The organism is Brevundimonas sp., assembly GCF_036963785.1.
Taxonomy (GTDB): Bacteria; Pseudomonadota; Alphaproteobacteria; order Caulobacterales; family Caulobacteraceae; genus Brevundimonas.
In genome coordinates this window covers 66,861-92,449 of sequence record NZ_JBALUS010000001.1, presented here as the reverse complement: position 1 = coordinate 92,449, position 25,589 = coordinate 66,861, and the positions used below count along the sequence as shown (strand labels likewise).

Below are 25,589 nucleotides of genomic sequence, written 5' to 3'. Positions count from 1 at the left end.
CCGTGGCTGCGCGTGCCAAGCTGCCGGTCTCATCAGGGGAGTATCCACATGGCTGACTGGCTCAAGGCGATCAATCCGACGGCGCCCATCAACACGCGGCCCGAGGCCGTGGCGGCCGCGCGCGCCAGTGCGCTCGCCATCGCCCTGGGCGTCGCCTTCGGGATCTTCGGGGTGATTAAAACCATGGGTGGCGGCACAGAGGCCATGGAAGCCATGATGGTCGAGAACGCCCAGGGCGACCCCGACGTCGCGGGCATGGCCGGCGTCATGGCCGGCGCAGCCGTGTTCGCCTCGATCGCCATGGTGGTGGTGCAGGCGATACTGGGTCTGGTTCAATGGGCCAAGCCCAACCGGTTTATCCCGATCCTGTTTATCGTTCTGGTGGCCCTTGGTCTGGCTACGACCTTCTACGGACTGATGATGGCGAACCAGATGGATGTCCCCGCAGGCATGCAAGCATCCATCTGGTTGTCCGTGCTCAGCCTTGTCGTGCTGCTCGTCGAACTTGTGCTGCACATCGCAGGTTTCCGCGGTGCGTCGAAATTGGCCCAGCTCAACAAGGCCGAGTTCCCGAACAGCTAGTTGTCGCGGTTGGGCCTGCGGTCCCGGCGCTCGCCGGGGCGGCGGCTCTCGCGGCGCCAGCGGACGGACAGGCTGGCCTCGCCCTGGCCGCCGAAGCGCGAGGTGACGGCCAGATTGCGCCGGACCTGCCATTCCACGCTGACCGCCGCGCCGCCTTCGCCGCCGCCAATGACCTCCAGATAAACGTCATCCGAGATATAGCGCCCGCCCGCCACGGTCAGGGCCGAGGCTTCGCCGCCGAAGGACAGCCGGTCCAGCCCGGCCAGCTCCCTCAGGCCGCCGATCACGTCAAAGCCACCGCCGCCCGCCAGCGAAGCGACGCCTGAGGCCAGCTGGGCGGCCTCCACCGGCGACAGCTGCGAGGCCGAGCGACCGAACAGCACCTGCGACAGGATTTCATCCTGGGGCAGGGCAGGGGTTGAGGTCAGGTCGATCTCGGGCTTTTCGGCGGTGCCCGTCACGCGGATGCTGGCTGTCAGAACCGGATCTTCGCGCACGGCCTCGAGATTCAGGCGGATCAGGGCGGGGTCGGTCGACAGTTCGACATAGCCGTCCTCGTCAAAGACGAACCGCTTGCCGGCGAATTCATAGTCACCGCGCACAACCCGCGCGGTGCCGGACAGGGTCGGGCGGTTGAGCGTGCCACGCACCCGCGCGTCCACATTCATCAGGACGTTCAGGCCGCGACCCGAGACCTCGATATTCCCCCCGCGCGAGCGGATGCCGATATTCAGCCCGATCTGGGGACCGCGCGCACGCTCTTCCGGGTCGGTATCGGGATCGCCGCCGGGGCGATTGATCTCGACGACGTCCATGCTGACGACACCGTTGTTCCCCGGCAGTTCGGGCTCGATCCGGGCCTCGTCAACGGTCAGATCGCCGACCAGGGTGATGTTGCCGTCGGTCGCGCGGGTCACCGTCAGTTCGCCCGAGCCCCGGGCCGAGGCGATCTCATTGTCGATCACACGGAAACGGCGGAAGTCGAGCTTGAGCGACGAGCCGCTGCCTTCACGCAGGCCGACGCGTCCGTTCCCGGACACGGCGCCGCCCGAGCCGTCGGTGGCCGTGAAGGTCTGGATCAGGGCGGTGGTGTCGTCGAAGCGCGTGTCCAGTTCTATATCGGCGAGCCGCAGACCCGAGGCCGAGTCTCGGAAATCTCCGTTGGCCAGGGTCAGGGTGCCGTTCACGCGCGGCGCGTTCAGACTGCCGCCCAGGGTGGCGCGCGCCTCGACCTGTCCGGCCAGGCTGCGCTCGCCGCCGACGAAGACGTCCCAGATCGGCTTGATCTGGCCGCTGATGTCGACCTCCCCCGACATGTCACCGGTGCGGGCGATGGCCAGCCGCAGCGGCGAGGCCGATGTCACCACCGGCAGGATCACATCAATGCGTGCGTCCACCGAGCCCTCGCCCTGGGCCACCAGCTCCAGATCGAGGCGGTCGCCGACCAGGGTAGCGTCCAGCGTGCCGTCGATGGTCATGTCGGCGGGGGCGTCGATACTGCGAACGCCGGCCAGTGAGACATTGGCCGATCCGGACAGGTCGTCGCCCGATCCGCGCAGCGAGACCCGGCCGGTCACCCGGCCTCGCAGATCTTCGAGAACCGACCCCAGTTCGACACTGGTCAGATCGGCTTGAACCACGACCGAATCGTCGCCCTGCCGCAGTTCCCCCATCAGGATGCCGCCGCCCACGTTCATATCCACGCGCGCCACGTGCCCGTCCTGGGCGAAGGCGATGACCATCGGATTGCGCGTCGAAAAGTCGACGTCGCGAACCTGTCCACCGCCGGCCAGGGTCAGGGACTGGGCGGAGTCCGTCCGGGAATAGACGGCATCGCCCTCGAACTGCAGAGGCGTGGGGCCACCGACGTCGAGCAAGACGTTGAAGGGCAACCGGTCAAGCGAGCCCCGGCCGCCGAGCTGCAGTGTGCGTATGACGTAGGGAGATCCCGCGAGGCGTACGCCTCGTCCGGTGATGGCGATCAGGGCCGCGTCCTGTCCGGGGGCGTCGGTCAGGCGCAGGCGTCCGTTGATCTCCCCGGCACTGAGGAAGGCTCCGGGCCGCGCGGTGAATGCCAGATCGGCGCTGGAGGGGAAGCTGTTCGACAGACCGATGGAGCCGCGCGCCACCAGCCCCCCGGCATCGATATCGACCTCGCTCAGGCGGATGACGTCATCCCCCAGATAGAAGTTGGCAACGGCCCGCGCCGGTCCGAAGGCCGAGGCCCCGGTTATGGCCACGCGCCCGTCCGACGCGTCCGCGCCCCGGCGGAAGCTGAGTACCAGCCGCGTTTCCCGCAGGTCCATGGGGCCGACCGCCACCCATTCGAAGCCGGCCGTGAGGTCCAGCCGGGGCTCTGCCATGGTGCCGGTCAGGGCGCCGTCGCCCTGCATGGCCCCGTCGATCTCGACCGGGCCGACGCCGAACGGCCCCGAGGCCGTCCAGTCGACCGCCAGCTTGAGCTCGCCGTTGGCCTCAATCAGACCACGGCCTGTCGCCTGGCCCTGTTCCCCTTCAAGGACGGCATTGGTCACCTCGATGCGACCGCCCCGCAGCGTACCGGCCAGATTCAGGGACGGTGCCGGGCCCAGCAGGCGGTCCAGCTCGTCCATGCCGGTGGTCAGCTCGCGGGCCCGCCCGTCAAAGCCGAGCGTCCATGTGCCACCGCCGGCCGAGGATGTCGCCCGGATCGGCCCGCCAAATGACCCCGAGGCATCTGCCGAAAGACGCGAGACATCGGTGACGCGGGCCTCGCCGGTGAAACGCAGCGCTCCGTTGAGCGCCCGCCCCCCTGACCCGTTGACCCGCAGGGCCTCTCCGGTCAGGTCGATCCGGCGCAGCAGGACGGAGCCGTCCGTCCCATAGGCCACTTCGGCTGAAAGGCGCGGCGTGGCGCCCAGCAGGCCACCGACCATGCCCGCGCGCGAGCCCCCGGATGCCGCGAGCTGTGTCGTCAGCGTATAGCCGCTCTCCCGGCCTGACAGGTTGAGCGGTCCCTGCAGGCGCTGGGCCCGGTAGCTGGCCAGTTCCGTATTGGTAAGGGCGACCTGGCCTTCGAGCTGCCAGCGATCGGCGCTCCCGGTGAAGGTGCCCTGATAGGTCGATGCCCCGGCCAGCGGAACGCCCGCCAACCGTGAGAGGGAGGGGGTGGCGATGTCGACGCTCAGTCCTTCCGGGCTGCTGAGGTCATCGACATGGATTTGTCCGTCCACGCGCGTGGTGATGTTGTCGGCTAAAAGCCGCCAGGCCACGGCCTGCACACCGTCCTCGCCGGCGATGGGAATCCCGGCCAGGCCAAAGCGCGCGGTCCGGCCGATCCGGTCGATAAAGGGCGCGAACAGGTCCGAACCGCTGAAGTTCACATAGCCCGAGGCGCGGGCGCCCTCGTCGCTGAACCGGCCCTGGATTCGCAAGGGCACGAACGCACCGGTCCTTGCAGTCGCGTCGATCACCCGGCCATTGGCCACGGCGTTCACGAAGAAGGGCTGGTCGGGTGAATAGCCGAGCATGCCGGCCAGCGGGCCGCCCCGGGCCTCGCGGGCTTCAAGGGTCAGTTCCATCTGCTCGATGGACTCGCCCAACGAGGCTTCAAGCTTGAGGAAGTCGCCCTCCCGGTCGAGGCTGAACGCATCCACGGATGCCGTCGTCAGCCCCTTGCGAAGAACCTGGGCCTCGCCCTCGACGCGCCAGTGGCCATAGGTCTGGCTGAAATCCTCGTGCAGTTCGACCTCGGCGGCGAACCGGTCGATGTCCACATCCAGGGGCATGGCGCCGGGAGGATTGGTCGAGACCTCCAGGATCGGCCGGCGCAGAACATGAATACGCTCGGCCGTGATCTCGTCCGCATGGAAGCGGCGCATCAGCAGCGGCAGATAGCTCCAGTCGACCCTCAGATCGGTGATCTCCAGCCAGACGCCCTCGGCATCCGTGACGGTCACCCGCGCCAGGGTGAAGTCATTGAAGAGGTCACCCTCGAGCCCCTCGACATTGATCCGGCCATAACGACCGATCTCTCTTCCATTGGCAAAGGTGCTGACCAGTTCCCGTCCCGGCCCGCTGAGCAGATAGGCGCGCCCGCCCAGCAGGGCGATCCCCAGCAGAACGACGATAACGCCGACCGTAATGCCGGTGATGACCGCGATCCGCCGGGCCAGCGATCGCTTCTTCTTCGCGGTCTGCGGCGTCTCGGGCTCGGAAGGAGAAGGGGCGGAGTCGGTCAAAACGCCTGGCCGATACTGATGTAGATCTGGAAATCGGCGTCAGCGGGACGGCGTTCCAGCGGGAAGGCGACGTCGGCCCGGATCGGCCCGAATGGCAGATTGTAGCGCACGCCCACACCCACACCGTAGCGCAGGTTGTTGAAATTGGGCGTTTCCTGAAATCCGATGGCCCCGGCGTCGACAAAAACGACCGCGCCGAAGTTGCGGCCAATGTCACGACGGACCTCCAGCGAGGTCTCGAACAGGGACAGGCCGCCCCGGGGCGTATCGTCGGGCAGGCGAGGGCCGACGCCCTGGTAGGCAAAGCCGCGAACCGAGCCTCCGCCACCGGAGTAGAACAGCCGGTCAGACGGGATGGTCAACTCGTCCCCGCCCAAGATGCTTCCCAGCCGCACCCGACCCGCCACAACTGTGCGGGCTTCCGAGTCGAGCGGAATATAGGTGGTGGCCTGGCCTTCGGTCCTGAGGAAGGCAACATTGTCCTCGCCGGTCACGAACGTCGGCTGGGCCGAGACGGTCAGTCGCCAGCCGCTGGTCGGGTTCAGCGGGTCGTTGGACCGATCCATATAGCTGCTGCCCCTGAGGGTCAGCAGGGCCAGGTCGCGGTCGAAACGCACGGGCAACTGGGTCACCGGGTCGAAGCGGCTCTCGGCATACTGACCGGCATCCAGCCCTACGCCATAGCTGAAATAGGAAGTGCGCCCGAGACGCTGGTTCAGATCGGCTGCCAGGCTGATGCCGGTCCGGCGATAGGCGTCCGTGTCTTCGTTGACCAGAGCTGCGGACAGGTTGGCCGTGCGGCCCGGGCGCCGCCAGTGCGGCAGGCTGAGATCGACACCGATGCGGCTGTCGATCCCGGCCAGTCTGGCCTGGTAGCGCAGCGTATCGGCGCGGCCGAAGCGGTTGTAGTGCGTCCAGATGAAATCAACCCCGGCCCCTTCGGCCGTGGACAGGGTTGCGCCGGCCTCGAGGATGCGCGCGGGGCGGTCCGTCAGGGTGACGATGACCGGTCGGTTGCCGTCGGGCGTGGTCTGCCCCGGCGGGGTGAGCGCGACACCGACACCGTCGTAGACGCCCGTTTCCAGCAGGCGTCGCTCCAGCTCGGCGACCTGTTCGGGATTGTAGATATCGCCCTCGTCCCACGGGGCCAGGCCGCCGACCCAACGGGGATTGGTGACGCCGCGGGTTTCCAGCTGGATACCGTCCAGCGTGACCAGAGGGCCGGAATCGATCCGGTATTCCGGCTCGACGGAAAAGGTGGCGTGATCGACCACCACCCGGCGGGGCTGGGCCCGCGCATCGGCATAGCCCCGGCGCGTCAGGCCGGCGACGATACGTCCCTCGGCGGCGATGACCTCCACGGCGCGTCCCGGATCACCCGGCTCAAGCCCGATCTCTTCGCGCACCCGGGCCTCGATCTCGGGCAGGGGAGTCTCATCGGTCCAGGTCACGCTGGGATTGGCGATCAGGAACCGTCGGCCGGGCTCAACGATAATGACCGCGACGGGGGTCTCCTCGCCCTCGACCACATCCTCGATCTGGGCCTGGTAATAGCCCTCGGACCTCAGCAGCGCCTCCGCAGACTCGGCGGCGGCACGCGCATGGCGACGGGCCTCGAAGCGGCTGCCCGCGGGGCCATCCACTTCGCCAATGACCTCGACGATCCGCTCACGCAGATCCTCATCCAGGGTCCCGCGGACCTGGGCCTTGGGGTCCGCCATCGCCCTTTCGGCCGACAGGCTGAACACCGCGAGGCCTGCGAGCAAGAGTGTGCGGTGCTTAAGCAAACGGGACCCGGACAATGGAGGCGGCAGACGATCATCCCCGGCGGTTTGACCGGGAATCGTCCCTTATCAATAGAAAAGCGTGTCGCTATCAGGGCGAACCGATTCTTCCGAGGTCCGATCATCGGTCGGAAGGGTCGGGGGCGGCTGAATGGGGGCCTCGGTCTCAGCAGGCGGTTCGACCGGTTCGGTCTCAGGCATCGCCGGCTCGGTGACTTCCGGTCCGATCGGTTCCACGCCCTCGTCTTCGGGAAGTGGATCGCCACAGGCCGACAGCGTCAGCAAGGCTGCGGCAAGCCCTCCCAGTCCGGCCAGTTTCATCGCATGTCTCATGGTGTGCCCCCTTCATTGGAAACCCGTGGGTCTACATCGGAAAATGCCTGGATCGGCAGGCCGTTCCCGGAGGCCCTTCATGCCCGATCCAGACGCGCGGGGAAATGGGCATCACAGGGCCCGGGAGACGCAACCATTCCTTTTACTTCCTGTGACATTCTCTCCGTACTGAGGAGGAATATGATGCCGCATACCGGTTACGCGCTGGTCGGCCAGATCCGGCACAGAGAGCTGAAGACCCGACTGGGTCTCGCCGCCTTTATCGGCATTACGGCGACGGTCGTGGCACCGTCGATGTGGCCGGCCATATGGTTTGTAGCCGTGCTGCTGGGACAGGCGGTCGACGAAATCATCTTTGCCCCCGTCCGCCGCAACCCTGCCGAAGGGCTATCCCGCAGTCGCAGGGTGATGTGCTGCGTCTCCGCAGCGGCGAATGTTGCCATTTATTCCTCGATTGCTGCCTACGTCTGGGTGTTCGGCGGCGAGACGGGGCGCGTCTTCGCCATTGTCCAGGTCGCGGGGGGGCTGCTGCACGTCAGCCTGCACATGCACCATCAGCGGGCCCTCCTGCTGTCCGCCGCTATTCCCCATGCCTTGTATTTCCTCGGCCTTCCGATGCTGTGGTCGGCGTCGCGGGGCGCGTGGCACGAGATGTTGGTGGTCGTCGGATGCGTGCTCTATCTCGGACATCTGGTCGTCGCGGTCCGACAGACCTCCGTGACCACGCTGGCGATGCGGGAAGCCAACCGCAAGGCCAGCGAGGAGCGCGCCAGGGCCGAGGTCGCCAATGCCGCCAAGTCGGACTTTCTGGCGACCATCAGCCACGAGATTCGCACGCCGATGAATGCGGTGATTTCGGCGGCCAATCTGCTCAAGTCCAGTGAGCTGAAGCCAGCCCAGCGCGACAATGTCGCCATGCTGCTGGACGCCGGCGATGTGCTGATGGGACTGCTGAATGATGTGCTCGACTTCTCCAAGATCGAAGCCGGCAAGATGGAGCTTGAACACGCGGAGATGCATGTCCGCGAGCGACTGGCCGCCCTGTCACGCCTGTGGGATAGCCGGGCCCAGGCGTCCGGCCTCAAGCTGACGGTCGAGGTCGATGAGGGTGTGCCCGTGCGGGTCTGGACCGACCCCCTGAGGGTCCAGCAGATCCTGTTCAACCTGCTGTCCAACGCCGTGAAGTTTACCGAGACGGGCGAGATCAGGGTTACCGCAAACTGGTGTGCCGAAACCCACAGCCTGCGGGTCGAGGTGAGTGACACTGGATGCGGCATTCCCGCTGACCGGCTGGCCCATGTGTTCAACAGTTTCGAACAGGTCGAAGCAGGCACAACGCGTCGTTACGGCGGCACGGGGCTGGGTCTGGCGATCAGCCGCAAGCTGGCCCGCCTGATGGGCGGCGACCTGACGGCAGAAAGCGCGCCGGGGCAGGGATCCTCCTTCACCCTTGTGGTGCCCGTGGCCGTTGAAGGTCACGCGGCCTCAATCAAGGACGAGATCGATCCGGACTCGGCCACGCTGGTCGGCATGTCCTTGCTCGTGGTTGACGATCACGAGGTGAACCGCCGCATCCTGACCCTTCTGCTGGAACCGCATGGCTGCGAGTTGACCCTCGCGGAGAACGGCGCCGAGGCGGTCGAGCTGGCGGCCACGCGTCGGTTCGACGTGGTGCTGATGGACATGCAGATGCCCGTCATGGACGGTCTGGAAGCCACGCGACGACTTCGGCTGGAGGGGGTGAACCTCGACACGCCGGTGATCGCGCTGACGGCCAATGCCATGGATACCCATCGCGCGGCCTGGGATGCCCTCGGCGTGGCCGACTTCCTGACCAAGCCGATTGATCCGACCCGGTTGATCAACAGCCTGGTGCAGGCGTGTATGGCGCGCGCCGCAGTACCCGAGGTCGCCGAGGTCGCCTAGCGCCAGCGCTTGAGCGCTTCACCAATCTCCAGCGCTGACGGGGCCGTGGGTCCGCCACCGGTACGAACGCCGTCGAACAGCGGGGCAGGGGCGGGCGCCCCCGCCTCGTCAAAGGTACTACGCGCCTGATTGTGCGGATGGCTGACGGCCTCGCTCAGGGTCAGAACCGGCGTCACGCAGGCCTCGGTGCCCGCGAAAAGGCTTGCCCAGTCGTCGCGGTCACGGGAAGCAAAGACGTCGGCGAAGCGGGCGGCGATCTCCGGCCAGCGGCCCCGGTCGTACTGGGGGGCGTCCTCGGGCGTCAGGCCCAGCCCGGCGAGCAGGGCGGCATAGAAGCGGGGCTCCAGGGCGCCCACCGCCACCTCACCCCCGTCGCGGCACCGATAGCAGCGATAGAAGGGCGTCGACCCGTCCAGCAGATTGGCGTCGCGCTGATCGCTCCACAGCCCGCGGGCCTTCAGCGCGTGGAACAGGGCCGTCATCAGCGCCACCCCGTCGGTCATGGCCACATCGACCACCGCGCCCTTGCCGGTGGCGCGGGCCTGCAGGATGCCGGACAGCAGGCCGATGGCCCCCATCAGGGCCCCGCCGGCATAGTCGCCGACCAGATTGAGCGGCGGCCGGGCCGGGCGGTCCGCCTCCCCAAAGGTGCTGAGCGCACCGCTGAGGGCCAGATAGTTGATGTCGTGACCGACCGATGCGGCCAGCGGCCCGGTCTGGCCCCAGCCGGTCACCCGGGCGAAGACCAGCGCCGGGTTGCGGGCCAGGCAGACATCTGGCCCCAGCCCCAGCCGCTCCATGACCCCGGGCCGGAAGCCCTCGATCAGGCCGTCGCTGCGCGCCAGAAGGTCCAGCACATGGGCGCGGTCGGCCTCGTCCTTCAGGTCGACGGGCACGGCGGGGCGGCCCCGGTGCAGGATGGCTCCGCCCACTTCGGTAAACACGGCGGGCCCGGCGCTGTCGGACCGGGTCAGGCGGATGACGTCGGCGCCGAGGTCGGCCAGCACCATGCCGAGGAAGGTGACGGGGCCCAGTCCGTCGAACTCGAGGATGCGCAGGCCGGACAGCGGTTTCATGGTCACTGCCTAGCCTTCACGCCATCGCACGTCGAGCCAGCCCTTGACCGCGGCGACGGTTTGCAACAGAAGGCCGTCGCCGGGTTGCGAACGCGACCGGCGTGGTATGCGCCCTTAGCTCAGTTGGTTAGAGCATCTGACTTTTAATCAGAGGGTCCTCGGTTCGAGCCCGAGAGGGCGTACCATCCGCTTCCGGTCAGTGTCGGATTTCAGTGAGATTGATTCAAATTTCACTGGACCGATTCTGGCTTGTGAAATGAACGGCTGACAAGCGCCAGGAGCCGCCGTCGGCCCCCTTTTTAGAGGGCGACATTCGCAAGAGGAGCGAGCGGTGCGTTCGCTGCCCATGAGCACGCCACCTGCGTCCTCGGCATTGCCCCCTCAGATTGAAGTCGGCAGTCTGGCCCGGGGGAGCATGATGCCCAACAAGCTCTATAAATATCGCGCGTTCGGCGTTCGAGCGCTACGTAGCTTGACTGGGGCCGAGGTCCACTATGCTCGGCCGAGGACGTTCAACGACCCGCTGGATTGCGACCCGACATTCGACGTGGATGTCGGTCGGGCGACGCTGGAGAAGCTCCTTTACCGGATGCTTTTGCGGCGGATGGAGAAGAAGCAGGCTGCCGAACGAGTGGGCTACCTTCGCTATATGTCGACGGAGTACGGGGACTTCGAGACAGACAAGGATGTCGAGGCTTATCTCGTTCGGATGCTCGCGCGCGACATCAAGGACGAGCTAGACGACGAATTCTCGCAGCACGGCGTCCTATCGTTGTCCGCCACCTGGTCCTCGGCGTTGATGTGGAGCCACTATGCCGATGAGCATCGCGGGATCTGCGTCGAGTACGACACGACTGACCAGGAGCATCCGAACTTGGGGCCCGTCAGCTATCGCGCGCCCCGGGCCGTTAAAGCGAGCGATCTTGCGCGGTGGAAAGGCTCAGAGGACGCTGCGGCCAAGAATCGTGTTCTCCAAACCTATTTCTACGCGAAGTCCTCGGAGTGGAAGTACGAGAGGGAGTGGCGCGACGTTCGTGATCACAACGGCACCAGGGAGCTGCCGTTTCGAATCACTGCGATCCACTTCGGGCTGCGCTGCGACCATGCGGTGATCAGCAGCATGGTGCGGCTGCTAAACGACCAGTCCCAGATCAAGCTCTACACCATTAGCCCCAAGGAAGAGACGTTCAAGCTCCGGCGATCGCGGCTCAGCGCCGAAGACATCGCCGAGATCAATGCGACCGCGATAAGCGAGCCAGGCTGGCTGACGTTTAAGGATGTATTCTGGGAAGAGGAAATTGAAAACCTGCCAGAGACCGGCGGCGAGGCGTTGCCTGAAGTGCCGGACCCGGCCTCATGATTGCAACGGTGGTTCGAGACGCCTTCCGGTTGCGCGGTCGCTGCGGGTCAGGGAGTCTTGTCGGCACAGTGCCAGAAGCGGACATGGGCCGATTAGCGACGATTCAGACATTACCCTCTTGCCGGTCGACGTCGGAGCTTGCGAAAATAGTCGGAAGGGATTGAGAAGAGACGCCATTCCGCCGGCGGTCCCGTGCCTAGCATTGCTCTAGCCTCGTCGTCCCGAGCGTAGACGCCCGCCCGATAACGAGATCAACTTGACATATAGCTGGGCCCCCGCTGTGCTCTACCTTGGGGGGTAGGATGTCTGACTCGAAACTTGAATACATTGCAGGGGAGCGCGCAAAGGCTAGTCCCGCCGCGCTCCTCGATATCATTTTTGTGCACGGCCTCACCGGTGACCTAAAGGGCACCTGGACCCACGCCACGGGCGGTTTCTGGCCCGCTTGGCTAGCCGAAGATTTTCCCGCAGCCAACATTTACTCAGCTGGCTACGACTCCTCGGTTTTCTCCTCATTTTTGAAGGGCGGCGGTGCCAGTCTGTCCGACCGCGCAACGATCCTGCTAGACCGCCTTGCTAGCCGCCCATCTCGCGGTCGCCCTATTCTATTCATCACCCACAGCCTCGGCGGTCTGATCGTCAAACAGATGCTACGGAAGCGGATGCGCCCGACTTCGGCAAAGCGAAGTGGCGACGTCTCTGGTGCGAGGCCTTTGACGCCGAGCCCGTTTCGAAATCCACCGAGGCGCTGTCGGCCTTTATCGAGAAGACGGCGCCCACGATCGCGGGTGATCCGCCGTCGGCTGGGAGCCTCCGGCGCTGGCTACAGATGCGGGGCAGCACGGATGACCGCCGGCCGCGTTTCATGGGCGATCGACTTCCGCGCGGCCCTCGCGAGATGCGGATCAACCCCGTCGCCCAGCGCCTCCTGGCCGAGAAGCTCGAAGAATATGCCGATGCAGGTGTCCGGATCACACAACGCGGGGTCTATTGCGCCGTCCGCGCCTCCATGATCGAGATCAATCGCAGTCGGGAGCGGGATGGCCTGCCGCCCATCCCGCCGCCCAGCAAGTCGACGGTGCACCGCTTCATCCGTCGGCATGAAGGCAAGGACATCTCGGAGCGGCGCTACGGCAAGCGCGTCGGAGGGCGTCCATTTACGCCTCTCATGGGCGCTATGGACGCCGCCCATATCCTGGACATCGTCACCATTGACCACACGCCGCTGGACTGCGACGTCATCGACGACGAGCAGTTCATCAAGGTCGGCCGACCCTACCTGACCGCGGCGATTGACGCCTGTTCGCGCTACCCGCTCGGGATCGTCCTGAGCTTCGAACCGCCGAGTGTCTACACGGCGATGGCCTGCCTGCGGCACGCCGTCCGACCCAAGCTTGAACTTGCGGCCGAGTACCCTGACATCATCGGTGAGTGGGTCGGGTTCGGCGTGCCCGACACCATCGTGGTCGATAACGCCTGGGAGTTCACGAAGAGCTCGTTCCCCGACGCCTGCGCGGACGCGGGCATCTCAATCACGTGGGCCGCCATCGCCGATCCCCAGTACAAGGGGGTCGCCGAGCGCTTCTTCACCACCCTCAACAGCATGCTCATCCACCGTCTTCCGGGCGGGCTGCCCTTTACGCCGCAGCGGCGCAAAGAACTTGGATTGGACGCTTCAGACCGGGCCGTCTTGACCCTCTCGCAGGTGAGGGAGCTCATCTATCAGTGCGTTGTCGAGGTGTATGGTAAGGCGCGCCACAGGACGCTGGGAACGGCGCCGGAGAACGTCTGGCTGAAGCAGGCCAAGGTCCGCGGGACCACCTACGCCGCCGACCTCTCAGCTCTAAACATGGGCCTGACCAAGCTGGCGTCAAACCGAGTGCTTAACCGCGAGGGCATCCAGCTTCATGGTTTGACCTATCGGGCCCCAGAGGCGCTTGCGGGTCTCTTGGCCGATCTCGTTCCGCACGCGCCCCGCCGGACGGGCCCGCGAACCGGAGTGCAGGTCAAGGTGAAGTATGAGCCGCACAATCTGGGGCGCGTGCTGGTCTACAATCACGTCCGTAGGACTTACGTACCGCTGCCGTGCATCCAGGCCCGATATGCCGAAGGCTTGAGCGAGCACCACCACAAGGAGTTGGTGAAATACGCGCGCGACGAAGACCTCGCGTTCCAGACCGAAGACCAGCGCTGCTTCGCGCGAGACCGTCTGCAAAATGCCATCCATGACATGATCCCGGCCAGCAAAATCCGGGGGCGTCGTCGACTGCAACGCCTGAAGGACGAACCGACACCCCCGACGGCAGTCCGCATCACGGAGGTCGAGGATGTCGTAGGCGGAGACCAAATCCCTGTCGCCACTGTCGCCAATCGTAAGCAAGGTGAAGCTCCTAGTCGCCGTCAGAAGGCGCCGCGCCGGAAGGCGAAGGCTGACCGCGGCAGGGTCCGCAGCGGCGGCCTCGTCAGCACCAAAGTAGTCATCAACGAAAGCGGCGACGCCTACGGCGACATCGACTTCACCGCCTTGCAGGACCAAGCCTTCAGGGAGATCTCAGCTTGAGCGCCATCCCTATGGAGGAGATCGGGCGGGTCCGCGCGGCCATGGACGCGGTCGTCGTCGACAACCCCCGCGCCGAACAGGCGCATGATCGCTTCCGCTACCTGATAGCCCACGGGAAAGCGCAGGGGGACGGGCCCAAACGCGGGCAGTTGCTTGTGGGGCCTTCCCAGTCCGGCAAGTCGACCATCATCAACACGTTCGCCGATGCGGCGAACACACCCGACCGCCTGGAGGCTGGTGAGATCCCGGTCTTGAACGTCACGCTACGCGCCAACATCAGCACCAAGGGCCTGGCCCAGAACATCCTCGAAAAGATGGCCAGGCATGGCTTTTACACTGGTGCCTACTCAGGCAGCGAGAACGAGCTCTCCGAGCGCGCCTACAAGTCGTTGAAGGAGGCGAAGGTCGAGCTGCTGGTGCTCGATGAAATCCACCACATCAACAATATCGAGAAGCAGAAATCCGCCTGGGCCGTGGGCGAGATGATCAAGCTGTTCCTGATCGACGGCTGCTGCCCGGTGGTGCTGTCAGGCATCGAGTCCGCCAAGACTCCATTCCTTGAGAACCGTCAGCTTTCCCAGCGTTCCGAAGCCGCGCTGGAACTGCAGAAGCTCGATATCGGACGGGCCGACGATCGAACCCTTTTCGCCAGGTTCATGGCCGACTACCTGCCGGCCATTCAGAAGACGTCTGGTGTCGGTAAACTCGTGACCCTGCTGGACAAGGAGACCATTACTTCGCTGCACAAGGTCACCGACGGTGTCTTGGGAGCGGCCTGCAATCTGATCAAGGCGGCCGCGGTGAACGCCATGCTCGCTAATCGCCGGCAGCTCGAAGGGGAGGATCTCGCTCGCGCGGTCGAAGACGGGTTCATCCTGACCGAAATCTACAATGGTCTGAACCCCTTCGACCTCGGTCGCAGGGCTGCCTAGGAAGCGTACCGGTGCCCGTCTCTGCACGTCTGGACTGCTCCGAAGCTCAACATCGGATCGCGCCCCTACTCGGACGCCGCGAACCCATCGAGGGCGAGAGCCTGATGTCGCTGGTGGCGAGAAGCTGCGACGCCAGCGGCTTTCGCAACATCTCGAGCGTGCTCGGCTCCATCGGCATCACCTCGACCCCGCCATTCCTGCCTTTCACCCAGATGGATCGCGTCGAGGACATCGCGGCGTTGCTGAGGGTCTGCCACGATCAGGTCCGCGTTCGTACGCACGCGGGTGGTCGGGAAGTTATCGACTGGTGGGGTGAGCCCCTTCGTCGGGCTTTCTTAGAGGCGAAGACCAGACGGTACTCGCCCGCCAGCTTGCGTGCCTCGGCCCATCACCGTGCATCCTGGATGATCCGGCCGCTACCGTTCTGCCCGGAGTCCTTTGAAATACTCAGGTCGGAATGCTCGGCCTGTGAGCGACGGCTCGGGTGGAGCCATACTCGCGGGATCGATCACTGCGAGTTTTGCGGCGCATCGCTCACGGAAGCCGTCACGGAGGTGCTCGGTGCTGCCTCGCAAGTCGACGCCGCGCGTGTCGCCAGCCTCGTCTCGGTGGACGCCGTCGAGCGTGGACAGGCGGTTGCGTGTCTGCCGGATCCCTTCAAGCACTGGCGTCCGGGCGACGTGTTCGAAGCGGTCGTTGAGCTAGGCTTTGCCGCCCACCGCATCGTGGCCAAGCCTGATCACAAGGGCGCAATCCGGTTGGGCGATGGGCGCTACCACGACATAACGACGCCTGTGCTGCTCTCCGGCATCCAAATTTTGGACGAATGGCCCGACAGCCTGACGACACTCGTGGATCAGATCGGCACCGCAACCAACACAACGGGCTCCACTGGTCTGAACGACTGCTTGGGCCCGCTCGGCAAGTTCTTTCAACGTCAAAGGGCCAGTTTCCCGCTCGTCGACGCCATCGCGGCCGAGGCGGCTACGGCGTTCCGCGCCGCGCGCATTCCCGTCAAGTCCACGGCATTGAAGCGTATGGCACCGCCTGAGGACGACGGCTTGATCTCGGAGAAGGAGGCTCTCACGCAGTTTAATATCACCCAGCGGGCTCTTAGGCGACTGAACGACGAAAGCGACATCGTGGTGCTTAGACGCGCGTCGATCTCCAAACTCTATGATCAGGAACGGCTGGGTGAAGTGATCGCCGCCTACCGGTCGTCTAGGACGGCGACCGAGGCTGTTCGTGTCCTGGGCGTGCCGGACTTCGCCCTGCCGGCGCTAGCGGCGCGAGGTTTGATTAACCTGGAGACTGACCGCAGGGCCATCCTACTTTCGGGCTCCGACCACTTAGTCACTGCGGCGTCGCTTAAATGGGCCGCCGATGTCCAGGGACTGGCAGGTGAGGCCGAGTCAATACGCAGACCCTTGTCGGAAGTCCTCCGCCACATCCTTTCACCCGAAGCTTGGGCGTGCGCTATTGAAAGCGCGCTTTCAGGAACGATAATCACGACTGATGCAGGTCTCAGTCTGACCGATCGGCTCCTTGTGGAGCCTCCGACGATCTACGGGCTGCTGAAACGGTCGGACTGGTCATTTCCCGGTGAGGCCGGCGTCTCCTGCATCATGGCGGGAAAACTGATCGGTCAGGGCGACGTCTTGATGAGCAAAGCCGTAACGGAAGGCGCCATTGAGGGGACTGTCGGTCGCTTCAGCCACACTATCCGGCTTGCAGACCTCCATGCCTTCGACCGGCGGTTTGCGTTTACGAACGATATTGCCCGTCGCCTCGGCTGCTCGCCTCAGGGCGCCGCCAAACAACTGCGTGCAGCCGGATTGCGGCCGGTGCGTCTGGTCTTCCGAATGGCGATTTGGGACCGTGTGGAGGCCGAAGCCGCTTTGGCTCTAAAGCCTCTCGTCCAGCATGAAATTTCCCAACGGCCAGCATAATCAGCAGACCTAGCGAGAGGCGCGCCACGAAAGCGTCGACACACGGTCCACAGGTTCGTCCTGCCGAAGCTAATGGGCGCTACCGAGCTCGTTCCACCGATTCCCCTTTCGACGAATAGCGGAGAGCTAACCTAAGCGGCTCCGCACCGTGACCTGATGAATCGAGCTTGGTGAAACTCCGCGCTAAAGAATCGCCGCTGGTGAGTTCGCAATGATTCCCAAAGAATGACCGCCAGAACCCGTCCTTAAATGTCAGGCTGTTAGCGAAAGGCGGGAATCAATGCTGATGAAGTCCGACAGTCAGGCCTGGTGCACGGCCGTGTGCAGTCGGGCATAGACCTCGGCGGCGGCGATGCCGACGATCTGCGGATCGGCCGACTGGCCGTCCTCGATCAGGTCCAGCAGCAGTTGCAGGGTGGCCGTGCGGTCGAGGACCTGGCCCCCGGCGAAATGCTCGATCCGCATCTTCAGGTCAGCCGGCTCACCCGGAAGCGGGGCGGCCTGACGCGATGCCGGGTCTGGAAACGGCATGACCTGGGCCACCTGCGGGGGCGGCGGGGCATCAAATCTCAGGGGCTCGGCGTGGACGGGCTTCTCGCTCTCACGCAACTTGGCGCAGCGGCGGCAGCGTTCCGCGCCATGGCGCTCCGACCAGTAAAAGTCATGGCGGCACAAGAAACTATTCAACGGCGCCAGCATCCCCATCCCCCTGATTCGTAAAGGCGACAAACGCCGAAATTAGGAATTTGTCAACAATTTTGTCCACGGGCGGTGGGGACTGGTGCGACGGGCCCGGACTGTGGTTAGGGTTCGGCATGGTTCTGCGGTCTGTCTCCTGTCTGGTTCTGATCCTGTCGCTGGCGGGGTGCAGTGGTGCGCGCACGGTCGCCGACGGATTCGGCGGGGCGGTAACGGCCCCGCTGGAGGATGTCGGGCTGCGGCGCGAGCGCATCCCCACGGTGCTGCTGCAGGCCCAGGCCAACCCCTATGACATGCGCAACCTCGACCGCTGCTCGACCATCGGCGCCGAGATCACGCGGCTGGACGAGGCCCTGGGCCCCGACCTGGACGAGCCGCCCGCACCCGACGGGCGCAACATGGGCGACCGCGCCGTCGATGCGGCGGCCGAGGCAGCGCTGGATGCGATCCGCGATACGGCCACTGACTTCATCCCGGCCCGCAGCTGGGTCCGGGCCCTGTCCGGCGCCGACAGCCACAGCCGCGAGGTACAGGCCGCGATCGAGGCCGGGCGGCTCAGGCGCGCCTTCCTGAAGGGGCAGGGCATGCGCTTCAACTGCGCCCCGCCGGCCGCCCCCCGCTGGTTCCAGCCCAGCCGCCGCTGATCGCGGAACCCTCTGCGCTCCCCCCGGTTGTCAAAGGACAGCCAACAAGGAGAGCGACATGCCCCATCAGAACGTCCAGTCCGGCACGGCCACGGCCCAGAACGCCGCCACAGACCCCCGCCAGCCGAACGACCGCGCGGTCGAGGAGAATGCCGCGGTCCACCCCGAGCCGGACGCCTATGCCGCCCCGACGTGAAGGACGCCACCCTGGCACCGCCCGCCGCCGGCGAGGTCGCCGACTATATGGACGAGGGCGACGCCCTGGACGGCGACGAGGTCCACATGGGCCGGACCCGCAACAATGTGGCCGCCCACAGCCGTTCGGACGAACCCGGACCCAAGACCCAGGCGGCCATCGACCGCAAGCACAACGGCGGCTGACCTCAGTTCGACAGATGCCGGGCGTGGAAGTCGCGGCGGAAGGCCTCGAACCGGCCGGCCGCGATCGCCGCGCGCATGGCCGCCGTCAGGGCCTGGTAGAAGGCGAGGTTGTGCCAGGTCAGCAGCACCTTGCCGAGGATTTCATCAGCCCGGATCAGATGATGCAGATAGGCCTTTGAATAGGTTGACGATGCCGGGCAATCCAGCGTCGCATCCAGCGGGTCCTGATCCTCGGCGAAGCGGGCGTTCTTGAGGTTCAACGGTCCGTCCCAGGTCCAGGCCTGACCGTGACGCCCGGCGCGGGTCGGCAGGACGCAATCGAACATATCGACCCCGCGCGCGACGGCCTCGACCAGATCGATCGGCTTGCCCACCCCCATCAGATAGCGGGGCCGGTCGGCGGGCAGCATATCGGGCGCATAGTCCAGCACCTCGCACATGGCGGCATGGCCCTCGCCGACGGCCAGGCCGCCGATGGCATAGCCGTCAAAGCCGATCTCGAGCAGCTGCTCGGACGACTGGCGGCGCAGGTCCTCAAAGGTCGAGCCCTGCTGGATGCCGAACAAGGCCTGGGTTTCGCGTGCGCCGAACGCCGCCTTTGAGCGCGCGCCCCAGCGGATCGACAGCTCCATGGCCGCCTGGGCGGCGGGGCGTTCCGCCGGCCAGCTGACGCACTGGTCCAGCTGCATGGAGATATCGGCGCCCAGCCGGTCAGCCTGGATCTCGATCGAGCGCTCGGGGGTGAGGACGTGCTTGGAGCCGTCGATATGGCTGGAGAAGGTCACGGCCTCCTCGGTCAGTTTCGAAATACCCGACAGCGACATGACCTGGAATCCGCCGGAGTCGGTCAGGATCGGCCGGTCCCAGCGCATGAATTTGTGCAAGCCCCCCAGCCGCTCCATCCGCTCGGGCCCGGGGCGCAGCATCAGGTGATAGGTGTTGCCCAGCAGGATATCGGCGCCCGTCTGGGCCACCTGATCGACCGTCAGCGCCTTGACCGTCGCCGCCGTGCCGACCGGCATGAAGGCCGGGGTGCGGATCTCGCCCCGCGCGGTCTTCAGCACGCCGGTGCGGGCGCGTCCGTCGGTGGCGGCAATGTCAAAGGCAAAGGGCAAGGCGTGTCACGGTCGCTGGCAAAAGGGGAGGGGCATTTAGGCGGAAATGGCCGGAATGGCCATGGGGGCCACCCAAGCCGAAGCGTCTCTCGCCGCGCGCGGCAGAGGGGGTGGAGAGGTGGGCGGCGCATGGGCCGGGGGCCCGGAACCGTGTGCTCCCGTGCTTTCGCCGTCAGGGAGCGTGTGTGATTTTCGGCCCCATAGCCTGGCGCCGCCCCGGTCGGTTCACGCGAGCGCCTGGGGGGACTGTCTCTTCAGCCGGGGGTCGGGCACCCGGATGCTTGTGCGCCCGACTTCGCCTGTCCCGGTTCGACAGCAGGTCCCAGTCTCTCGGCCCGCGACGGGCGAGGCGTCCAGAAACGCCCCGGACCCCGGGGTTTCGCCCCGGGCAGTCCCGCTCGACCGGCCTCTGTCGCTGCTTCGGTGCCTGGATCCTCAGCCCCTCTCCTGCGACGGAGACGGGGAGAGGTTTGCACGCCCCCGGGGTGAGGCGGGGAAGTCGGGTCGGCAAGCGGGAGGGGTGTTGAAAGGGCGAGCGAATTTTCGGTCAGCCATCATATCTGAAGGCATTGGGTCAGCATTCCTCCCCCCTCGGGGGAGGGGAACCGCGTTAGCGGTGGAGGGGGCCAGGGGCGGTAGATTCGCCTAAGCCTTGGCCGACAACGGCGCTGCCCCCTCCACCATGCTGCGCATGGTCCCCCTCCCCCGAGGGGGGAGGAATGGACAGGGTCTGCCCGCACCGATCCCGCGGTCAATTCGGAGGGTGACGGTTTTCTCCCCGCCCACTGGCGGCCCCGTGGCGGGGCACTGGCGGGTGGGTGGCGGGCAGGTGGCGTGGTGAGGCGGGGCGGTTTTGCGGTTTCTGGTCCGCATCTGATAACCGAACGCCGGGAGGCCCACATGACGTTTCGTACCGACACCGCCAAGATCAAACGCTGGCGCGAGGAGCGCCACTGGTCGCAGGAGCATCTGGCCGAGCTGTCCGGCATCGGCCTGCGCACCCTGCAACGCATCGAGCGCGGCCAGCAGGCCTCGCTGGAAACGCTGAAGGCGCTGGCCAATGCCTATCAGGTCGATGTGGCGGCCCTGGCGGTCGATCCGCGCATCGAGGCGGCCGAGATGGTCCAGACCCGCAATGCCAAGGCCCGCTCGGGCGTGCGCCTGTCGTTCGGCATTCACGCCGTCAGCTGGCTGTTGGGCATGGCCGTGTTTGCCGCCATCAGCCTGAACGCCGGCGCCTTCATCATGAAGGCCCCCATGCTGTGGTGGACCGTCGGCCTGATCGGTCATGCGGTGACCGTGGCGATCGTGGAACTGGTGGCGCGGTATCAGGAGGGGGTTTGAACGCGGGCTGCCAGGGCGGGGTAAAGGTCAGCCCAGTCGGGATTGGCCGCCTCGACCAGGGCGAATTTCCAAGGGCGCCGCCACCGCTTGATCCGCTTCTCGCGCAAGATGGCCTGTTCGACGTAGCGGTGGGGCTCGTACCAGACCAGTTGGTCGGTCCCTCGCTCACGGCTGTAGCCGTCGACCTGCGCGTCTTTGTGCTCGCCAACCCGGCGGATCAGGTCGTTGGTCATCCCGACATACAGCCAGCCACATCGCCCGCTGGCGACGACATAGACCCAGTAGCTGTGCTCCCGCATCGCTCCTTCCTCCCAAGGGGAGGATGCACGAGAGGGTGAACAAAGCAAGAACAACGTTGGAGGGTGCGCCGGTCACTCCCCTTCGCCCGGCTCAGCCTTGCGGCTGTCCGGGCGCGAAAGAGGAGGGCGGGGGTGCGTCCCCGATATTCGCTTCGCGAATTCGGGGATGACAAACAGTGCGTCCACGGCGGCCGGGGATGACAACAGTGCCCTCTCGGCCACCTCGGGTATGACAACAGTGCCTCCATGGCCCCCGGGGATGAGAGGGCCCCTGAACGCCCCGAAACGCCGACACTCTTGACGCCATTGTCATCCCCGAAACGCCGCAGCTGCTGACGCTATTGTCATCCCCGAAACGCCGCAGGCGTTATCGGGGACGGCGCGGTCTCCAAACTGGCCGGCCCCGGACGGCGCTTGCGACGAGCCGGGGCGAGGGGCGAAGGGTCCGCTACTTCAGATGCGGCCCCACCCGCGCTTTCAGCAGGGCGACCAGCTCGGGCTGCATGAAGGTGTAGTCGTCGGGGATGTTGAGGCAGATGACGCGGGCGGCCTTCAGATGACGGCGGAAGCGGGTCTGGAGGCGGCGGCGGTGGACCGGCTCCATGACGAAGATCAGGTCGGCCCAGATGCTCGGGCGTCAGGGGCTCGTCCGCATCGGGGGCAAGGCCGGCGGAGGCCGTCTCGACGCCCGGCCAGTCGGCAAACACCCGCTCCGCCGTGGGGGAGCGAAGGCGGTTGCGGGAACAGAGGAAGAGGAGGTTGGTCAGGCTGGAGGAGCGATCAAGCCAAAGTGGGCACCCGCCCATTCGATACCTTGTGCCCCGCTTGCCAGATAAACAAAACCATCCATCGCTGCTTTTGACACACTAAGGATTCGATTGATCCTGGATTTCACGACATCGGGCAGTGGGCCAACAGTCTCCATACCACGCGTCAATGCTGCCCCAATTAGCATTGCAACGTAGTCTTCCACTCCCTCAGCGCCAAATAGCGCATAGTGATCGAGTGCCGTGATCAAATCTTTGATCTTCGGCGCAATCGCATCATCTATGTCTGAAGGTTCTGACTCCATCTCATCAAGAAGAGACTGCAACGCCTCAACGACGGACTCGACTCGCGCGTCTTCTAACGAAAATGATCTACCCGCAAGTAGCAAGGAATCGTTGAAGTTTTCGAGGCGCTCAATCGACAATTCGGAAACCGAGTTTCTTAATGCAGTCGAGCCTTGCTCAGCGTACTTCTCCGGGTGAACGATCCGACGAATTTCTGATAAAGTTTCCCGGTACTTCACTTGCCGAGGTTCGGGAAGAATATCTAGATCTAACGACGCCCGATCAACGACTTTCTCGAATCTCGCGACGCCCATCTGCCATGGAACCGCATCATCGATCGAGAAATGGGCGATGATATAGGTGTGTAGGGGTTGATTTCCCTTGCCGAGAGTTCCGTGAAACCGCCTCAATTCCTTGAGGAGCTGGCCAGCGCTCGTGATGATCTCGGTCATAGCGGTATATTATCGTGCTTCTTCCACGGGTTCGACTGCTGCTTGTTCTTCAGCGTCCGTAGGGCGCGGATCAGTCTCCGCCGGGTACCATGCGGCATGATGACGTCGTCGATGTAGCCGCGGCTGGCGGCGACGAAGGGGTTGGCGAAGCGTTCCTTGTACTCGGCTTCGCGGGCGGCGAGGGCCTCGGGGTCGCCGGCCTCCTTGCGGAAGATGATCTCGACGGCGCCCTTGGCGCCCATGACGGCGATCTCGGCGCTGGGCCAGGCGTAGTTGACGTCGCCGCGCAGGTGTTTGGAGCTCATCACGTCATAGGCGCCGCCATAGGCCTTGCGGGTGATGACGGTCAGCTTGGGCACGGTGGCCTCGGCATAGGCGAACAGCAACTTTGCTCCATGCTTTATGAGGCCGCCGTATTCCTGACGGGTGCCGGGCATGAAGCCGGGCACGTCGACGAAGGTCACCAGCGGAATGTCGAAGGCGTCGCAGAAGCGGACGAAGCGGGCGGCCTTGCGGCTGCTGTCGATGTCCAGCACGCCGGCCAGCACCTGGGGCTGGTTGGCGACGATGCCGACGGTCTGGCCGTCGAGGCGGCCGAAGCCGGTGACGATGTTCTTGGCGTAATCCGGCGCGATCTCGAAGAATTCGGCCTCGTCGACCGTCTTCAGGATCAGCTCCTTGATGTCATAGGGCTGGTTCGGATTGGCGGGGACCAGGGTGTCTAGGCTGGCCTCGTCGCGCTCGGGGTCGTCATAGCTGTCGCGGACCGGGGGCTTTTCGCGGTTGGACAGGGGCAGGAAGCCGATCAGGCGGCGGACCTCGGCCAGCGCCTCCAGATCGTTCTCGAAGGCGCCGTCGGCCACGCCCGACTTGCCGGCATGGACACGGGCGCCGCCCAGATCCTCGTGGGTCACGACCTCATTGGTGACGGTCTTCACGACGTCCGGCCCGGTGACGTACATGTAGGAGGTGTCCTTCACCATAAAGATGAAGTCGGTGATGGCGGGGCTGTAGACATCGCCGCCGGCGCACGGGCCCATGATCACGCTGATCTGGGGGATGACGCCACTGGCCAGGGTGTTCTGCAGGAAGATGTCGGCATAGCCGGCGAGGCTCTCGACGCCCTCCTGGATGCGGGCGCCGCCGGCGTCGAAGATGCCGATGATGGGGGCGCCGTTGGTCAGGGCCATGGTCTGCAGCTTGACGATCTTGGCCGCGTGGGCGCCCGACAGGCTGCCGCCGAAGACGGTGAAATCCTTGGAGAAGACATAGACCAGACGGCCGCCGATGGTGCCGCGGCCCGTGACCACGCCGTCGCCGGGGATGCGCTGGTCCTGCATGCCGAAGTCGTGCGAGCGATGCTCGACGAACATGTCGGTTTCCTCGAAGGAGCCCTCGTCCAGCAGCACCTCGATGCGCTCGCGCGCGGTCAGCTTGCCCTTTTTGTGCTGGGCGGCGATGCGGGCTTCGCCTCCGCCGAGCTTGGCCCCGGCGCGGCGGGCTTCGAGCTGGTCGAGAATGTCTTGCATAAGGGCCTCCTTGAAGGGCTGAGCCTTAAGGAGACCCGGCGGGGGAGGCAAGTATTCCTCCCCCGCAGGGGGAGGGGGACCATGCGCAGCATGGTGGAGGGGGCTGACGGCGCGGTCTGTTCCCTGATAAGTTGCATTGATGGAAGCGCCCCGCCTTACCGTAGTGCGAGCACGGCAACTCCGCCGAAAGCTGACGCTGCCGGAGGGCCTGCTCTGGACTGCACTTCGCGGGCGCAAGCTGGCGGGCCTGCGCTTCCGCAGACAACATCCGATCGGGCCCTACATCCTCGACTTCTACTGCGACGAAGGTCGGCTGGCGGTCGAGGTCGATGGTCAAGGCCATGATCATCCCGACCAGTTCCGCCATGATCAGCGGCGAACGGCGTGGCTGGAAATGCGGGGGATAGCGGTCCTGCGTATCGCGGCGCGCGATGTTCTCGGCAACCTTGAGGGCGTTCTCGTGACCATCGAACAGCGTGCGAGGGCGAGCCCCCTCCACCTTCGTACCGGCGGTCCCCCTCCCCCTGTGGGGGAGGAATGCTAACCCGCCAGGGCGGCGAGGCGGTTCAGTTCGGCGACGTGGGCGGCGAAGGCCTTCTTGCCGGCCGGGGTCAGGCTGGCCCAGGTGCGCGAGCGGCCGTCGACCGGGGTCTTGGTCAGCGTGATATAGCCCGCGTCCTCCAGCTGTTTCAGGTGTTTGGACAGGACCGAGTCCGAGACCTTGATGGTGTCGCGGATCAGGGCAAACTCGGCCTCATCGACACTGGACAGGATAGCGCAGATCTGCAGCCGACCCGGGGCGTGGATGACGGGATCGAAGAGGGGCGGGGGCGTCATCCATCAGCCTCGGCCAGTTCGCGCTTCCAGACGTGCATCCACAGGCGTCCGCCGACGATGGCCGCGACGAAGCCCGCCGCGCCGGTGGCCAGCGGCATCCAGCCGAAGCCCGCGTATTTGCCCCAGATCGACACCCCCATCAGGGCGATCAGGACGGCGGCAATGCTCATGGCGACCCAGCGGGCACGCTTGGGCGAATAGCCATTCACCCACCATCCGTAGCGCCGCTTCCACCAGTGGACGGCATAGGCGAGGCCGGCCAGGGCGACGACCAGACAGGCGGCCGACCAGGGCAGCTGAAGCCCCTGGCTGGCGACCAGCAGGCCGCAGACCGCGCCGTACATCAGGTCATAGGCGAGGGGATAGGATATCTGGTCCGTCATGCCCGCGCGGGCGGACGTGATGCTGGCCAGGGCGTCTTTCGGATCGGCGTCTTGGGTCATGGGGTTCTCACTTTCCGATGTGGAAAGTAGCATGACTTTCCATCGTGGCAAGTGATAATTTTCCGAAGTGGA

23 protein-coding genes and 1 tRNA gene are annotated in these 25,589 nt (G+C 65.5%); 12 read left to right on the top strand and 12 right to left on the bottom strand.

Annotated elements, in window-relative coordinates:
* The first annotated feature begins 48 nt into the window (after positions 1–48).
* Complete coding sequence (locus V7672_RS00475) at positions 49–582, top strand: hypothetical protein (protein ID WP_335622715.1); 534 nt, start codon at positions 49–51, stop codon at positions 580–582.
* Here the strand turns inward: V7672_RS00475 and V7672_RS00470 are convergent.
* The 3 genes from V7672_RS00470 to V7672_RS00460 all read right to left on the bottom strand — a co-directional run bounded on the left by V7672_RS00470 (position 579) and on the right by V7672_RS00460 (position 6,919).
* Positions 579–4,802 (bottom strand): translocation/assembly module TamB domain-containing protein, encoded by a 4,224-nt coding sequence (locus V7672_RS00470; protein ID WP_335622714.1) that lies wholly within the window; start codon positions 4,800–4,802, stop codon positions 579–581. The genes V7672_RS00475 and V7672_RS00470 overlap by 4 nt on opposite strands.
* Positions 4,799–6,523 carry an autotransporter assembly complex protein TamA gene (locus V7672_RS00465; RefSeq protein WP_335623258.1) on the bottom strand — a complete coding sequence of 575 codons (1,725 nt, stop codon included), beginning with the start codon at positions 6,521–6,523 and terminating at the stop codon, positions 4,799–4,801. The genes V7672_RS00470 and V7672_RS00465 overlap by 4 nt, the downstream gene beginning before the upstream one ends.
* Positions 6,524–6,655: 132 nt before the next feature.
* A complete protein-coding gene (locus V7672_RS00460) occupies positions 6,656–6,919 on the bottom strand; it encodes a hypothetical protein (RefSeq protein ID WP_335622713.1) in 264 nt (87 codons plus the stop codon).
* Positions 6,920–7,102: 183 nt separating this feature from the next.
* Between V7672_RS00460 and V7672_RS00455 the strand changes: the two genes are divergently transcribed.
* Positions 7,103–8,845 (top strand): ATP-binding protein, encoded by a 1,743-nt coding sequence (locus tag V7672_RS00455; RefSeq protein WP_335622712.1) that lies wholly within the window; start codon positions 7,103–7,105, stop codon positions 8,843–8,845.
* On the opposite strand, the gene V7672_RS00450 is transcribed toward V7672_RS00455, so the two are convergent.
* On the bottom strand, positions 8,842–9,921 hold the full coding sequence (locus V7672_RS00450) for a CaiB/BaiF CoA transferase family protein (RefSeq protein ID WP_335622711.1): 1,080 nt from the start codon (positions 9,919–9,921) through the stop codon (positions 8,842–8,844). The genes V7672_RS00455 and V7672_RS00450 overlap by 4 nt on opposite strands.
* Positions 9,922–10,029: 108 nt before the next feature.
* On the opposite strand from V7672_RS00450, the gene V7672_RS00445 reads away from it, so the two are divergent.
* The 5 genes from V7672_RS00445 to V7672_RS00425 all read left to right on the top strand — a co-directional run bounded on the left by V7672_RS00445 (position 10,030) and on the right by V7672_RS00425 (position 16,722).
* Positions 10,030–10,106, top strand: a tRNA-Lys gene (locus tag V7672_RS00445).
* A gap of 146 nt (positions 10,107–10,252) precedes the next feature.
* Positions 10,253–11,281 carry a DUF2971 domain-containing protein gene (locus V7672_RS00440; RefSeq protein ID WP_335622710.1) on the top strand — a complete coding sequence of 343 codons (1,029 nt, stop codon included), beginning with the start codon at positions 10,253–10,255 and terminating at the stop codon, positions 11,279–11,281.
* A gap of 865 nt (positions 11,282–12,146) precedes the next feature.
* Positions 12,147–13,841, top strand: coding sequence for a Mu transposase C-terminal domain-containing protein (locus tag V7672_RS00435; protein WP_335622709.1), 1,695 nt, complete (start codon positions 12,147–12,149; stop codon positions 13,839–13,841).
* Positions 13,838–14,773 (top strand): TniB family NTP-binding protein, encoded by a 936-nt coding sequence (locus V7672_RS00430; RefSeq protein ID WP_335622708.1) that lies wholly within the window; start codon positions 13,838–13,840, stop codon positions 14,771–14,773. Before V7672_RS00435 ends, V7672_RS00430 begins: the two co-directional genes overlap by 4 nt.
* A gap of 104 nt (positions 14,774–14,877) precedes the next feature.
* Positions 14,878–16,722, top strand: a complete 1,845-nt coding sequence (locus V7672_RS00425) for a hypothetical protein (protein WP_335622707.1) — start codon at positions 14,878–14,880, stop codon at positions 16,720–16,722.
* Positions 16,723–17,022: 300 nt separating this feature from the next.
* Here the strand turns inward: V7672_RS00425 and V7672_RS00420 are convergent, their stop codons facing one another.
* Positions 17,023–17,253, bottom strand: a complete 231-nt coding sequence (locus V7672_RS00420; RefSeq protein WP_335622705.1) for a hypothetical protein — start codon at positions 17,251–17,253, stop codon at positions 17,023–17,025.
* A gap of 284 nt (positions 17,254–17,537) precedes the next feature.
* Between V7672_RS00420 and V7672_RS00415 the strand changes: the two genes are divergently transcribed.
* From V7672_RS00415 to V7672_RS00405, 3 genes are read left to right on the top strand one after another with little or no spacing between them, the layout of a single operon-like run.
* Positions 17,538–18,065 (top strand): hypothetical protein, encoded by a 528-nt coding sequence (locus V7672_RS00415; RefSeq protein WP_335622704.1) that lies wholly within the window; start codon positions 17,538–17,540, stop codon positions 18,063–18,065.
* A gap of 58 nt (positions 18,066–18,123) precedes the next feature.
* Positions 18,124–18,261, top strand: a complete 138-nt coding sequence (locus V7672_RS00410; RefSeq protein ID WP_335622703.1) for a hypothetical protein — start codon at positions 18,124–18,126, stop codon at positions 18,259–18,261.
* Positions 18,258–18,446 (top strand): hypothetical protein, encoded by a 189-nt coding sequence (locus V7672_RS00405; protein WP_335622702.1) that lies wholly within the window; start codon positions 18,258–18,260, stop codon positions 18,444–18,446. The genes V7672_RS00410 and V7672_RS00405 overlap by 4 nt, the downstream gene beginning before the upstream one ends.
* 2 nt (positions 18,447–18,448) lie before the next feature.
* Here V7672_RS00405 and tgt read toward each other — a convergent pair whose 3' ends face one another.
* Positions 18,449–19,561, bottom strand: coding sequence for a tRNA guanosine(34) transglycosylase Tgt (tgt, locus tag V7672_RS00400; RefSeq protein WP_335622701.1), 1,113 nt, complete (start codon positions 19,559–19,561; stop codon positions 18,449–18,451).
* 900 nt (positions 19,562–20,461) lie between these two features.
* Here tgt and V7672_RS00395 point away from each other — a divergent pair.
* Positions 20,462–20,905, top strand: a complete 444-nt coding sequence (locus tag V7672_RS00395; RefSeq protein ID WP_335622700.1) for a helix-turn-helix domain-containing protein — start codon at positions 20,462–20,464, stop codon at positions 20,903–20,905.
* On the opposite strand, the gene V7672_RS00390 is transcribed toward V7672_RS00395, so the two are convergent.
* The 4 genes from V7672_RS00390 to V7672_RS00375 form a co-directional block, all read right to left on the bottom strand.
* Positions 20,890–21,204, bottom strand: coding sequence for a GIY-YIG nuclease family protein (locus V7672_RS00390; RefSeq protein ID WP_335622699.1), 315 nt, complete (start codon positions 21,202–21,204; stop codon positions 20,890–20,892). The two genes, V7672_RS00395 and V7672_RS00390, sit on opposite strands and share 16 nt — an antisense overlap.
* 448 nt (positions 21,205–21,652) lie before the next feature.
* The gene (locus V7672_RS00385) at positions 21,653–21,808 is read right to left on the bottom strand and encodes a hypothetical protein (RefSeq protein WP_335622698.1); all 156 of its coding nucleotides are present in this window, start codon (positions 21,806–21,808) and stop codon (positions 21,653–21,655) included.
* Positions 21,809–21,967: 159 nt separating this feature from the next.
* Positions 21,968–22,708 (bottom strand): hypothetical protein, encoded by a 741-nt coding sequence (locus V7672_RS00380; RefSeq protein ID WP_335622697.1) that lies wholly within the window; start codon positions 22,706–22,708, stop codon positions 21,968–21,970.
* The gene (locus V7672_RS00375) at positions 22,705–24,237 is read right to left on the bottom strand and encodes an acyl-CoA carboxylase subunit beta (RefSeq protein WP_335622696.1); all 1,533 of its coding nucleotides are present in this window, start codon (positions 24,235–24,237) and stop codon (positions 22,705–22,707) included. The genes V7672_RS00380 and V7672_RS00375 overlap by 4 nt, the downstream gene beginning before the upstream one ends.
* Positions 24,238–24,376: 139 nt before the next feature.
* Here V7672_RS00375 and V7672_RS00370 point away from each other — a divergent pair, with 139 nt between their 5' ends.
* Positions 24,377–24,781: an endonuclease domain-containing protein gene (locus V7672_RS00370; RefSeq protein WP_335622695.1), complete on the top strand. Its 405-nt coding sequence runs from the start codon at positions 24,377–24,379 to the stop codon at positions 24,779–24,781.
* On the opposite strand, the gene V7672_RS00365 is transcribed toward V7672_RS00370, so the two are convergent.
* On the bottom strand, positions 24,778–25,074 hold the full coding sequence (locus V7672_RS00365; RefSeq protein WP_335622694.1) for a winged helix-turn-helix domain-containing protein: 297 nt from the start codon (positions 25,072–25,074) through the stop codon (positions 24,778–24,780). The genes V7672_RS00370 and V7672_RS00365 overlap by 4 nt on opposite strands.
* Positions 25,071–25,517, bottom strand: a complete 447-nt coding sequence (locus V7672_RS00360; protein WP_335622693.1) for a hypothetical protein — start codon at positions 25,515–25,517, stop codon at positions 25,071–25,073. The genes V7672_RS00365 and V7672_RS00360 overlap by 4 nt, the downstream gene beginning before the upstream one ends.
* Between the last annotated feature and the right edge of the window lie 72 nt (positions 25,518–25,589).